The sequence below is a fragment of the Youngimonas ophiurae (nom. illeg.) genome (assembly GCF_049803795.1).
Classification (GTDB): Bacteria; Pseudomonadota; Alphaproteobacteria; order Rhodobacterales; family Rhodobacteraceae; genus Thalassobius.
In genome coordinates this window covers 65,743-78,042 of the sequence record NZ_JBNAGJ010000002.1, presented here as the reverse complement: position 1 = coordinate 78,042, position 12,300 = coordinate 65,743, and the positions used below count along the sequence as shown (strand labels likewise).

General features: G+C 60.9%; 14 protein-coding genes. 11 read left to right on the top strand and 3 right to left on the bottom strand.

The window, feature by feature from the left end; genetic code table 11:
• Nucleotides 1-8: 8 nt before the first annotated feature.
• From ACP15O_RS04815 to mdh, 3 genes are all read right to left on the bottom strand, one after another.
• Nucleotides 9-548: a hypothetical protein gene (locus ACP15O_RS04815; RefSeq protein WP_425094908.1), complete on the bottom strand. Its 540-nt coding sequence runs from the start codon at nucleotides 546-548 to the stop codon at nucleotides 9-11.
• A 3-nt stretch (nucleotides 549-551) separates the two neighbouring features.
• Nucleotides 552-1,745 carry an ADP-forming succinate--CoA ligase subunit beta gene (sucC, locus tag ACP15O_RS04810; protein ID WP_425094907.1) on the bottom strand — a complete coding sequence of 398 codons (1,194 nt, stop codon included), beginning with the start codon at nucleotides 1,743-1,745 and terminating at the stop codon, nucleotides 552-554.
• Between the two features lie 307 nt (nucleotides 1,746-2,052).
• Nucleotides 2,053-3,015: a malate dehydrogenase gene (gene mdh / locus ACP15O_RS04805; RefSeq protein WP_425094906.1), complete on the bottom strand. Its 963-nt coding sequence runs from the start codon at nucleotides 3,013-3,015 to the stop codon at nucleotides 2,053-2,055.
• A gap of 161 nt (nucleotides 3,016-3,176) precedes the next feature.
• Here mdh and ACP15O_RS04800 point away from each other — a divergent pair, with 161 nt between their 5' ends.
• From ACP15O_RS04800 to ACP15O_RS04750, 11 genes are all read left to right on the top strand, one after another.
• A complete protein-coding gene (locus tag ACP15O_RS04800; RefSeq protein ID WP_425094905.1) occupies nucleotides 3,177-3,929 on the top strand; it encodes a sulfite exporter TauE/SafE family protein in 753 nt (250 codons plus the stop codon).
• 94 nt (nucleotides 3,930-4,023) lie between these two features.
• The gene (locus ACP15O_RS04795) at nucleotides 4,024-4,881 is read left to right on the top strand and encodes an HpcH/HpaI aldolase/citrate lyase family protein (RefSeq protein WP_425094904.1); all 858 of its coding nucleotides are present in this window, start codon (nucleotides 4,024-4,026) and stop codon (nucleotides 4,879-4,881) included.
• 46 nt (nucleotides 4,882-4,927) lie between these two features.
• Nucleotides 4,928-5,470, top strand: coding sequence for an NnrU family protein (locus ACP15O_RS04790; RefSeq protein ID WP_425094903.1), 543 nt, complete (start codon nucleotides 4,928-4,930; stop codon nucleotides 5,468-5,470).
• 4 nt (nucleotides 5,471-5,474) lie between these two features.
• On the top strand, nucleotides 5,475-5,678 hold the full coding sequence (locus ACP15O_RS04785) for a DUF1737 domain-containing protein (RefSeq protein ID WP_425094902.1): 204 nt from the start codon (nucleotides 5,475-5,477) through the stop codon (nucleotides 5,676-5,678).
• Nucleotides 5,678-6,712: a MaoC family dehydratase gene (locus tag ACP15O_RS04780; RefSeq protein ID WP_425094901.1), complete on the top strand. Its 1,035-nt coding sequence runs from the start codon at nucleotides 5,678-5,680 to the stop codon at nucleotides 6,710-6,712. The genes ACP15O_RS04785 and ACP15O_RS04780 overlap by 1 nt, the downstream gene beginning before the upstream one ends.
• A 314-nt stretch (nucleotides 6,713-7,026) precedes the next feature.
• Entirely contained in the window at nucleotides 7,027-7,410 is a 384-nt protein-coding gene (gene sdhC / locus ACP15O_RS04775) for a succinate dehydrogenase, cytochrome b556 subunit (RefSeq protein ID WP_425094900.1), read from the top strand.
• Nucleotides 7,411-7,420: 10 nt separating this feature from the next.
• The gene (locus ACP15O_RS04770; protein ID WP_425094899.1) at nucleotides 7,421-7,792 is read left to right on the top strand and encodes a succinate dehydrogenase, hydrophobic membrane anchor protein; all 372 of its coding nucleotides are present in this window, start codon (nucleotides 7,421-7,423) and stop codon (nucleotides 7,790-7,792) included.
• Nucleotides 7,793-7,805: 13 nt separating this feature from the next.
• Nucleotides 7,806-9,611 carry a succinate dehydrogenase flavoprotein subunit gene (gene sdhA, locus ACP15O_RS04765; RefSeq protein WP_425094898.1) on the top strand — a complete coding sequence of 602 codons (1,806 nt, stop codon included), beginning with the start codon at nucleotides 7,806-7,808 and terminating at the stop codon, nucleotides 9,609-9,611.
• A gap of 61 nt (nucleotides 9,612-9,672) precedes the next feature.
• On the top strand, nucleotides 9,673-10,494 hold the full coding sequence (locus tag ACP15O_RS04760; RefSeq protein WP_425094897.1) for a hypothetical protein: 822 nt from the start codon (nucleotides 9,673-9,675) through the stop codon (nucleotides 10,492-10,494).
• A complete protein-coding gene (locus ACP15O_RS04755) occupies nucleotides 10,476-11,375 on the top strand; it encodes a hypothetical protein (RefSeq protein WP_425094896.1) in 900 nt (299 codons plus the stop codon). Before ACP15O_RS04760 ends, ACP15O_RS04755 begins: the two co-directional genes overlap by 19 nt.
• Before the next feature lie 120 nt (nucleotides 11,376-11,495).
• Nucleotides 11,496-12,275, top strand: coding sequence for a succinate dehydrogenase iron-sulfur subunit (locus ACP15O_RS04750; protein WP_425094895.1), 780 nt, complete (start codon nucleotides 11,496-11,498; stop codon nucleotides 12,273-12,275).
• Nucleotides 12,276-12,300 lie beyond the last annotated feature (25 nt).

The following is a 12,300-nucleotide window of genomic DNA, read 5'->3' as shown; positions in this document are numbered from 1 at the left end:
TTTTACGTTTACGGTCGGCTGCCGGGGCGAAAATAACTCAGAGCGAAGCGCGTGCGGTTGCCCCCGTCATTGTGACGAGAGCTGCCCACCAGGGCCGCCGGACTGTCCGACACCTGCCAGACCTGCTCGAACGAGCGGCCAGCGGTGGCGGGGTCCAGGGCCACGGCCTGCGGGAAGGTGGCGCGCATATAGCGGTTCACCCGGTTGGTCTGGCCGGTGCGGGACCGGGCATAAACCATGCACGAGCGATCCGAGAAGGCGACCGCCGGGCGGCGATCATCCGACACGAAGGCCCGCGCCCCGTTGATGGGCGCCCGCAGCGGCACATAGCCTGCATCGCGCAGCAACGCCTCTTTCGCCGCCGGGGCTGCGGGCCCGGTGACGCAGAATTTGTCAAAGGTTTTGACAAAGGCTGAGGCGCTGGATTTCGGCACGATGTTGCTCTTTCTTATATTCGCCAGTTCGGCGGCGTCCGGTCCCAGATCCGGCTCCACACATCCCGCGACCAGCATGGTCAGGATCAGGGGCAGGCCCGGAACCAGGCGCATCCGTTAGCCTTTCACCGCTTTCACGATCTTCTCGGCACCGTCCGACAGGTTGTCGGCGGCGATGACGTTCAGGCCCGAGGTGTTGATGATCTCTTTGCCCGCTTCGACGTTGGTGCCTTCCAGGCGCACAACCAGCGGAACTTGCAGACCGACCTCTTTCACCGCGGCGACAACGCCCTCGGCGATCACGTCACAACGCATGATGCCGCCGAAGATGTTCACCAGGATGCCTTTGACGTTCGGGTCCGAGGTGATGATCTTGAACGCTTCGGTCACTTTTTCCTTGGTGGCGCCGCCGCCAACGTCCAGGAAGTTGGCCGGTTCAGCGCCGTACAGTTTGATGATGTCCATGGTGGCCATCGCCAGGCCCGCACCGTTCACCATGCAGCCGATTTCACCGTCCAGAGCGATGTAGTTCAGGTCGTATTTCGACGCTGCCAGCTCTTTGGGGTCTTCTTCGGTTTCATCGCGCAGGTTGGCGACATCGGGGTGACGGTAAACCGCGTTGCCGTCAAAGCCCAGCTTGGCGTCCAGCAGCTTCAGGTTGCCATCGGGCATGACGATCAGCGGGTTGATCTCCAGCATCTCCATGTCCTTCTCGATGAAGGCACGGTACAGGTTTGCCAGCAGGGCAACGCACTGTTTCACCTGACCGCCGGTCAGACCCAGCGAGAAGGCAACGCGGCGGCCGTGGTAGGGCATGTAGCCGGTGGCCGGATCGATGTCGAAGGACAGGATCTTTTCGGGGGTCGAGGCGGCAACCTCTTCGATGTCCATGCCGCCCTCGGTCGAGGCAACGATCGACACGCGCGAGGACTGACGATCCACCAGGAAGGCCAGGTACAGTTCGCGGTCAATGTCCGAGCCCGCTTCGATGTAGATGCGGTTCACCTGTTTGCCGGCGGGGCCGGTCTGGTGGGTGACCAGGGTCTTGCCCAGCATCTTTTTGGCTTCTTCGGCGGCTTCTTCCACCGACTTGGCCAGGCGCACACCGCCTTTTTCACCGGCTTCTGCCTCTTTGAAAGAGCCCTTGCCGCGACCACCTGCGTGGATCTGCGCTTTGACAACCCACAGGGGGCCGTCCAGCTCGCCTGCGGCGGTTTTGGCGTCTTCGGCCTTCAGGACGGCACGTCCTTCAGAAACCGGGGCGCCGTATTCGCGAAGAAGTGCTTTCGCTTGATATTCATGGATGTTCATGAAAACTGTCCCGTCTTGCTACGATTGGGCGGATTTATACCCACAAGTTGCAGATGAACCTAAGCAAATTCTTAATCGGCAGCCGAATTTCGCCGTTTTCCGGGCATTTGTGATCACAGGTTTTGAGGGTGTGATCACAAATTGCATTTTTTCGATTCGTTCAGCGGCTTTTGGTCCGTTTGCCGGGCATGACGGGCCCGCTCGAAAAGCCTCGAGCGAAGGCCGCACAGGACATCACCCGGAACGAAAAACGCGAACCATCGTGTGATGGTTCGCGCCTGAGTGCGATACTCTCTGGGATCAAAGATCAAGCCAGCGAGGGGTCGATTTCCTGACAGGCTGCAACCAGGCCTTTGACGGCATCAACCGATTTGTCGAACATGGCTTGCTCGTCTTTGGTCAGCTTGATGTCCACGACTTTCTCGATGCCGCCGGCGCCGATCACGGTGGGAACGCCCACATACATGTCTTTGACGCCGATTTCACCGTCACAGTAGGCGGCGCAGGGCAGAACGCGCTTCTGGTCTTTCAGGTAGGCCTCGGCCATTTCGATCGCCGAGGTGGCGGGCGCGTAGAAAGCCGAGCCGGTTTTCAGCAGGCCAACGATTTCGGCACCGCCGTCACGGGTGCGCTGCACCATGGCGTCCAGTTTTTCTTGGGTGGTCCAGCCCATTTCGATCAGGTCGGGCAGGGGGATACCGGCAACGGTGGAATAGCGCACCGACGGCACCATGGTGTCGCCGTGGCCGCCCAGAACGAAGGCGGTGACGTCACGCATGGAGACGTTGAACTCTTCTGCCAGGAAGTGACGGAAACGCGCCGAATCCAGCACGCCAGCCATGCCGCAGACCTTGTTGGTGGGCAGGCCCGAGAATTTCTGCAAAGCCCAGACCATCGCGTCCAGCGGGTTGGTGATGCAGATCACGAACGCGTCGGGCGCGTGTTTGGCGATGCCTTCGCCGACCGACTTCATCACTTTCAGGTTGATGCCCAGCAGGTCGTCGCGCGACATGCCCGGTTTACGAGCCACACCAGCGGTCACGATGCAGACGTCTGCGCCTGCGATGTCCTCGTAGGACTGGGTGCCGGACATGGCAGCGTCAAACCCTTCCGAGGGGCCCGATTCCGCGATGTCGAGGGCTTTCCCTTCGGGAAGACCTTCTGCGATGTCGAACAGAACGACGTCGCCGAGTTCTTTCAGAGCTGCAAGGTGTGCGAGGGTGCCACCGATGTTGCCTGCGCCGATGAGGGCAATCTTGGGTCTGGCCATGGAATGTATCTCCGGTCCGGATTGAAATCGCGCATGGGGTAATCCTTTCGGGGCGTCGTTTCAAGTCTGCTGCGCTGCGGCGGGGGGCAATTTATGACTGTGATGTGACGCAAAGCGCGTCTAAAGCTGTGATTGAACGGGGTTTTACGGAATACAACGGTATGCAGATGGACTGGGCTTTTTTTGCTGTTGCGGCACCCGCAGTGACATTTGCGGGGATTTCCAAGGGCGGTTTCGGGTCCGGGGCGGCGTTTGCCGCGGCCTCGATTCTTGCGCTGGTACTGGAGCCGGGCCAGGCGCTGGGGATCATGTTGCCGTTGCTGATGCTGGTGGATATGGCCACTTTGCGGCCCTATTGGCGCAAATGGAGCTGGCCCGACGCGCGGCTGCTGATCCTGGGGGCGCTGCCTGGCGTCGCCGTCGGGGCGTGGCTGTACCAGATCGCGGAGGCGGATGTGTTCCGGCTGCTGATCGGCGGGATTTCCCTGGCCTTTGTTGCCTGGCAACTGGGGCAAAGGCTGCGTCTGATCCGCCCGCCGGCCCGTGCAATGCCGCTTTGGGCCGGGGCTCTGGCAGGGGCTTTGGCCGGGTTCACCAGTTTCGTCAGCCATGCGGGCGGGCCGCCCGCTGCCGTTTACCTGCTGTCGCGCGGCTTGGGCAAGACGCCGTTTCAGGCCAGCACGGTTCTGATTTTCTGGGCGATCAATGTCGCGAAATTCGTGCCTTACGCGTTCTTGGGAATTTTCACGGTGCAGACTCTGTGGGCCGATCTGCTGCTGGCGCCTTTTGCGCTGCTGGGGGCGTGGCTGGGGGTCAAAGCGCATCATATGGTGCCCGAACGGGCCTTTTTCACGCTGACCTATGTGCTGCTAAGCCTGACCGGATCCAAGCTGATCTGGGATGGTTTGACCTGAATTGCACTCAATTCTGCGCTGCGGCGTGATTCTGCTTGAAATTTTCGCCGGAATTTGGCCTTGTCCGCGCAAGATTATTACGAGGACAAGACTCATGGACATGACTGCCCGCCCGTATCGCTCGGTTCTGTATATCCCCGGCTCCAAGGATCGCGCCCTGGACAAGGCCCGGACCCTGCCTGTTGACGCCATCATTTTCGATCTGGAGGACGCCGTGTCCCCCGATGCCAAGGTCGGTGCCCGCGACACGCTGAAAACCGCGCTGGCCGAGGGGGGCTATGGCACCCGCGCCAAGATCATCCGCATCAACGCGCTGGACACCGAATGGGGTGCCGGCGATGTCGAGGCTCTGAAAGACGCCGATTGCGATGCCTTCCTGCTGCCCAAGGTGAACTCGGCCGCGGATGTGCAGGCTCTGGCTGATCTGCTGGGCAACGGCAAGCCGATCTGGGCGATGATCGAAACCCCGCTGGGCGTTCTGAACGCGCTGGAAATCGCCGCCCACCCGCAATTGACCGGCTTTGTTGCCGGCACCAACGATCTGGCCAAGGAGCTGAACAGCCGTTTCCGTGCGGACCGTCTGCCGATGCTGGCGTCGCTGCAAATGATGCTGCTGGCCGCCCGCGCCCATGGCGTGATCGCGGTGGATGGGGTCTATAACCAGTTCAAGGATAACGACGGGCTGAAAATCGAATGCGATCAGGGCCGGGATATGGGCTTTGACGGCAAAACCCTGATTCACCCCGCTCAGGTGGATGTCACGAACGAAGCCTTCGCCCCCTCCGAGGCCGAGATCGACCTGGCCAAACGTCAGATCGCCGCCTTCGAGGAAACCGAGGCAGCCGGTCAGGGCGTGGCCGTCGTAGACGGGAAAATCGTGGAAAACCTGCACGTCGAAACCGCGAAAAAGACCCTGGCCAAGGCCGCCGCTATTGCCGAACTGGCGGGATAGGTCACAATACGGTCTAGACACCCAATCCAAAAGGAAGAGGTATCCGATGATCTGGCTCATTCTGGGCGTGCTGTTGTGGTCGGGCGCGCATCTTTTCAAACGCATCGCCCCGGCTGCGCGTGCCGCGCTGGGGGATAAGGCCAAAGGCCCGGTGGCGCTGGTGCTGCTGGGCTCGGTCGTGCTGATGGTGATCGGCTATCGCGGGGCCGAGGGCGCGTTTTTCTACGGTCGTTCACCCGCGTTGGTGGGGATCAACAACCTGCTGATGCTGCTGGCGGTCTATATGTTTGCGGTGTCGGGCCTGAAAACCCGTCTGGCGCAATATGTCCGGCATCCTCAGCTGACCGGGGTCAAGCTGTGGGCCGTTGCGCATCTGCTGGTGAACGGGGATGCGCCCAGCTTTATTCTGTTCGGTGGCATTCTGGCCTGGGCCGTGGCCGAGGTCATCGTGATCAATCGCCAGACTGAGTGGACCAAACCTGCGCCTGCTCCGGTGAAAAACGAAATCCGCGCTGTGCTTGGCACGGTTGCGCTCTTTGTCGGGATGATCCTGATCCACAAGGGGCTTGGCTATACTCCATACGGATAAGACCATGAAACTATACCGCTTTCTAACCGAGGACGATACCTCGGCCTTTTGCCACAAAGTCACCGCCGCCCTGAACAAGGGCTGGGAATTACACGGTCAGCCGACCTATGCCTTTGACGCTGCCAATGGCGTCATGCGCTGCGGTCAGGCCGTCGTGAAACAGGTGGACGGCACCTACACCCCAGATACGAAGCTTGGAGAACACTGATGGCGAAAACCAATCCGGGTCGCTTTTTCGAAGACTATAAAATTGGCGACGTGATCAGCCACGCTGTCCCCCGCACCGTCGGAGAGGGCGAGCGCGCGCTGTACCATGCCCTGTATCCGGCGCGCCATGCGCTGTATTCCTCGGATGAATTTGCCCGTGACAGCGGCCTGCCCGAAAGCCCGCTGGACGATCTGGCGGCCTTTCATGTGGTGTTCGGCAAAACCGTGCCGGATGTGTCGCTGAATGCGGTGGCCAACCTGGGCTATGCCGAGGGCCGCTGGCTGAAGCCGATTTTTGCCGGGGACACGCTGCGCTCGGTCTCCGAGGTGATCGGGCTCAAGCAGAACTCGAACGGGAAATCCGGGGTGGTTTACGTGCGCACCCGCGGGCTGAATCAGCTGGGCGAGGTGGTGCTGGAATACATCCGCTGGGTGATGGTGCGCAAACGCGATCTGGACGCGCCCGCGCCTGAAACTGTCATCCCCGATCTGAAAAAGGTCATCCCGGCCGAGGATCTGGTGATCCCCGAGGGTCTGGATTTCACCAATTACGATTTCGTCCAGGCCGGCGAGCCGCATCGCTGGGGCGATTATGAGATCGGCGAGATCATCGACCACGTGGACGGCGTGACCATCGAAGAGGCCGAGCACATGCTGGCCACCCGCCTGTGGCAGAACACCGCCAAGGTGCATTTCGACGCCACTTTCCGCCCCGATGGGCAGCGGCTGATTTATGGCGGTCACGTCATCAGCATGGCGCGGGCGCTGTCGTTCAACGGGCTGGCCAACGCGCAGATGATCGTGGGGCTGAATGGCGGGGCGCACGCGAACCCCTGTTTCAGCGGGCTGACCGTCAAAGCCTGGACCGAGGTTCTGGACAAGGCCGAAACCGACGCGCCGGGCGTTGGCGCGATCCGCCTGCGTCTGGTGGCCGTCAAGGCGGGGGGCGAGCCGGGCCAGCTGAAGGGCGAGGATGGCAAATACCTGCCCGACGTCCTGCTGGATCTGGATTACTGGGCGCTGATGCCCGTCTGAATCGCGCCCTCTTTGGAAAGACAGTTTGCGCGCCGCCTCCGATATGCGGGGCGGCGCCAAACCGCGCGGCACCGTATTCCAGGCGCGAAATCTTTGCGATGCAGATGCAGCATTCGTGACGGAATCGGCTGTAATCCCGACAAAATTACTCATATAGATATTTGTGATCACGCTCGGGAAAAGTGTGATCACAAAGCCCGGCTTTTTTGACGTTTCCGTGAATTTTGATGCATCTATGCGCGCCGTTCTGCGTGACAAAAGCGAAAAAAAGTCCCATAACGCCTCCAAGCAAGGGAACCCTGAAAGGATCTGATATGGCCGATGTGAAACGGGTCGAGCGCCCTCTTTCGCCGCATCTTCAAATCTACCGCCCCCAGCTGACCTCGATCTCCTCCATTCTGACGCGGATTACCGGAAACGCCCTGATCGTTTCCGCGCTTCTGGTTGTGTGGTGGCTGTTGGCGGCTGCAACGTCTGAGGCGTATTACGACATTGCGAACGGGGTTCTGACCTCGTGGTTTGGCGATATCGTGCTGACGCTTTCGGCCCTGGGTGTGTGGTATCACTATCTGGCCGGTCTGCGTCATCTGTATTTCGACGCGGGCAAGGGGCTGGACATCCCCACCGCCGAGAAGCTCGGCTGGGCCTGCATCATCGGTTCGGTCGTCCTGACCGTTCTGACCATCGTGATCGTGTAAGGAGGCCCACATGCGTTACCTGACCGCACGCAAACGCGCCGAGGGCAAAGGCGCCTCGCATACCGGAACCGAGCATCACTGGTACATGACCGTCAGCGCCGTTGGCCTGGCCTTCCTGGTGCCGCTCTTCGTGTTCGTCTTTGGCCGCGCCCTGGGCAGCAGCCATGCCGAGGTGCTTGAGACATTCTCGCGTCCTATCCCTGCCGTGATCGCTGGCCTGACCCTGTTCGTCGCCATGCGCCACTTTGCCAAGGGCGCGACGATGATGATCGAAGACTACGCGCAAGGGACCGCCCGCAAGCTGGCCATCATGTTCGTGATCGGCCTGTCCTATGTCCTGATCGCCGTGGGCCTGTTCGCCCTGGCCAAGATCGCGCTGTAAGGAAGCAAGAAAAATGGCAACCTACGAATACGAAACCCACGAATATGACGTCGTTGTGGTTGGCGCCGGTGGCGCTGGTCTGCGCGCGACCCTGGGCATGGCCGAGCAAGGCCTGCGCACCGCCTGTGTGACCAAGGTTTTCCCGACCCGTTCGCATACCGTGGCCGCGCAGGGTGGCATCGCCGCCTCGCTGTCCAACATGGGCCCCGACCACTGGCAGTGGCACATGTATGACACCGTCAAGGGCTCGGACTGGCTGGGCGACACCGACGCGATGGAATACCTGGCGCGCGAGGCCCCCAAGGCTGTGTACGAGCTGGAACACTACGGTGTGCCTTTCAGCCGGACCGAAGAGGGCAAGATCTACCAGCGTCCGTTCGGTGGCCACACCACTGAATTCGGCGAAGGCCCCGCCGTGCAGCGCACCTGTGCCGCCGCCGACCGGACCGGCCACGCGATCCTGCACACGCTCTATGGTCAGTCAGTCAAGAACAACGCGGAATTCTTTGTCGAATATTTCGCGATTGACCTGATCATGTCCGATGACGGTGAATGCCAGGGCGTTGTCTGCTGGAAGCTGGATGACGGCACCATGCACGTCTTCAACGCCAAAATGGTGGTTCTGGCCACGGGCGGCTATGGCCGTGCCTATTTCTCGGCCACTTCGGCGCATACCTGCACCGGCGACGGTGGCGGTATGGTCGCGCGCGCCGGTCTGGCGCTGCAAGACATGGAATTCGTGCAGTTCCACCCCACCGGCATCTATGGCTCGGGCTGTCTGATCACCGAAGGGGCGCGCGGCGAGGGCGGATACCTGACCAACTCGGAAGGCGAGCGTTTCATGGAGCGTTACGCGCCCCAGTACAAAGATCTGGCCCCGCGTGACTATGTGTCTCGTTCGATGACCATGGAAATCCGCGAAGGCCGCGGTGTGGGCGAACATGGTGACCACATCCACCTGAACCTGAACCACCTGCCCGCCGAAGCGCTGGCCGAACGCCTGCCCGGCATCTCGGAAAGCGCCAAAATTTTCGCCGGTGTGGACGTGACCAAGGAACCGATCCCGGTTCTGCCGACCGTGCACTACAACATGGGCGGTATCCCCACCAACTATTGGGGCGAAGTGCTGAACCCGACCGCTGAAGACCCGACCGCCGTTGTGCCGGGCCTGATGGCCGTGGGCGAGGCCGGCTGTGCCTCGGTGCACGGTGCGAACCGTCTGGGCTCGAACTCGCTGATCGACCTGGTGGTCTTTGGCCGCGCCGCCGCCATCCGCGCCGGCAAGGTCGTGGACGCGGACGCTGCCAACCCGGTGCTGAACCAGGCGTCGGTGGATAAGGCGTTCGATCGTTTCGACGGTCTGCGCTACGCTCAGGGTGGCATCCCGACCGCAGAACTGCGCCTGGAAATGCAGCGTACCATGCAGGCGGATGCGGCCGTGTTCCGGACCTCGAAAACCATGGCCGAAGGCGTCGAGAAAATGACCGCCATCGCCGCCAAGCTGGACGATCTGCATGTCACCGACACCTCTTTGGTGTGGAACAGTGACCTGATGGAGACGCTGGAGCTGACCAACCTGATGCCGAACGCGCTGGCCACGATCGTTGGCGCCGAGGCGCGCAAGGAATCCCGCGGTGCCCACGCGCACGAGGATTTCACCGCGCGTGACGACGAAAACTGGCGGGTGCACACCGTCAGCCGCGTCGACGGCAACAAGGTGGATCTGAGCTATCGCCCGGTCATCAAAGACCCGCTGAGCACCGAAGAAGAAGGCGGTATCAGCCTAAAGAAAATCGCGCCCAAAGCGCGGACGTTCTAAACCAATCGGGATGGCCCCTGCGGGGGCTGTCCCTGTCGTTTTCACCCAGGGTATCCAAGGCATGACTCCGATTGCGCAGACACAGGACCAGGCAGGGCAGGGGATCGTTCCCGTGGCTCCGCGTATCCTGTGCGTCGGGACGCATCACAAAACGGGGACCATCTGGATGCAGCAGGTGTTCAAGGCGCTGGCCGCAGCGCTGGACCTGCCGAAGTTTTCCATGTGGAAACGGGCGCTGAAACGCATCCCGGATCAGGGCTTTGTGCTGGGCACGAATTGGGATTCGGCCTTTCCGGCCGATCTGATGGCCCGCGATGACGTTCTGTTCCTGCACATCATCCGTGATCCGCGCGATGTGCTGCTGTCCGGCGCGCGCTATCACGAAACGGCCCCCGCCACAAAAGAGGACTGGCTGCACGAGCCGCGCGCCGATTTTGACGGGCTGACCTATCAGCAAAAACTGCTGAGCATTGCCGACCCCGAAGAGCGTATCCTCTTTGAGATGGAGCACAAACACGCCGAAACTCTGCAACAGATGCTGGACTGGGATTATGCGAATCCCAACAGTATCGAATGGCGCTATGAGGATCTGATCGCAGATACGGACTGTGCCCTGTTCCGCGCGGCGCTGACCCGTCTGGGTCTTTCGCCCGATCAGGTTGAAACCGGCGTGCGTGCCTTCTGGGATAACAGCCTGTTCGGCGGCATGGCCGACCCTGCACAGCGCAAAGCGGTGGTGGCGGGGCATGTCAGCTCGGGCGCGGCGCGGCAATGGCCGGATCGCATGTCCCGGCGTGTGGCGCAGGCCTATGCCGAACGCTTTGGCGCGGATCTGATCACGCTGGGCTACGAAAAAGACACCAAATGGCTGGAGGCTCTCTGATGCTGGCCAGCCCCGCATATAACGCGCAGGTGCCCGAATGGCAGCGGCTGGGCTTCGTGCCTGGCCTGACGCTGCGCGCGTTCGGAATGCGCCGTTCGGGCAATCACGCGATCATCGGCTGGCTGCAACGGAACGCCCCCCAGGGCCGCGCGCTGTTCTTGAACGATTGCCGCCGCCGCCAGCACCCGATGGAGGCTTTTGCCTCGGTTCAGGCAAACGGTCAGAAGGTTTCGCGCCGCCGGGCGCGGGGAAACCTGCCCAAAATCGGACGCGAGCTGGGGGACGGCGCGCTGCTGCTGATCTCTTATGAAGATGTCTCGCCGCTGCATAATCTGCCCGGCAAACCGATTTCCGGAGATTTCAACCAATCTCTGATTTCGCGTAATATCTTGATTTACCGTAGCTTTCTGAATTGGGCGGCTTCGATGACAAAGAAGCTGGAGACGAATAAAACCTTCAGCATCGTGCGCCGGATGTCGGTGCTGCTGCGTAGTGTCGATCTATACGGAGACCTGCTGTCTTGTGTACGCAAGGATCAGGATACGCAGCCGATTTGCTATGACGATTGGGCCGCCAACCCCGATTACCGCGCCGATACCCTGCAAAAACTGGGGCTCGAACAACGCGACAACAGCCTGGGGGATATTCCCAGCTTTGGGGGGGGCTCTTCGTTTCAGAAGGACACGGATGACAGCGCCCAGCTGACCACCGATCAGCGCTGGCGGCAGATGCTGGGCGATCCTCTGTATCAGCATATCCTGCAAATCTCTGCCCGTGACCCCAAACTGCTGGCGCGGATCGAATCGCTGTTCCCCGAGGACGCGGCGATTTTGCAGAAAATCGCGGGTGGCAGCCCGATGACCCCCGAGGCCCTGCAATGATGGCCGCAATGAACACCGCGCAATATGCGCCCCGCAACAATCGGTCCCTGCCTCAAGGGCCAGCACAAAAGACCCGCACAGCGCCTCTGGCCGCGGGCCGCGAATAAAGGAGACAGGACAATGGCTCAATTCACGCTTCCTAAGAACTCGAAGATCAAAACCGGCAAGACCTGGCCAAAGCCCGAGGGCGCGACCAACCTGCGCAAGTTCCAGATCTATCGCTGGAGCCCGGACGAAAACGAAAACCCTCGTGTAGATACCTATTTCGTAGACATGGACAAATGCGGCCCGATGGTTCTGGACGCGCTGATCAAGATCAAGAACGAGATCGACCCCACCCTGACTTTCCGCCGGTCCTGCCGCGAAGGCATCTGCGGATCCTGCGCGATGAACATCGACGGGATCAACACCCTGGCCTGTATTTACGGCATGGATGAAATCAAGGGCGACGTGAAAATCTACCCGCTGCCCCACATGCCGGTGGTCAAGGATCTGATCCCGGATCTGACCCATTTCTACGCCCAGCACGCCAGCATCATGCCCTGGCTGGAAACCAAGACGAACCGCCCCGCGAAAGAGTGGAAACAGTCGATTGAGGATCGCAAGAAACTGGACGGTCTGTATGAATGTGTGATGTGCGCCTCGTGCTCGACCTCGTGCCCCAGCTACTGGTGGAATGGTGATCGGTATCTGGGCCCAGCCGCGCTGCTGCACGCCTACCGCTGGATCATCGACAGCCGCGATGAAGCCACGGGTGAGCGTCTGAACAACCTTGAGGATCCGTTCAAACTGTATCGGTGCCACACCATCATGAACTGCGCCAAGACCTGCCCCAAAGGCCTGAACCCGGCCAAGGCAATCGCGGAAATCAAGCGCATGATGATCAACCGCACCGTTTGATCTGAGGTGGAAATCATCAAAGGGG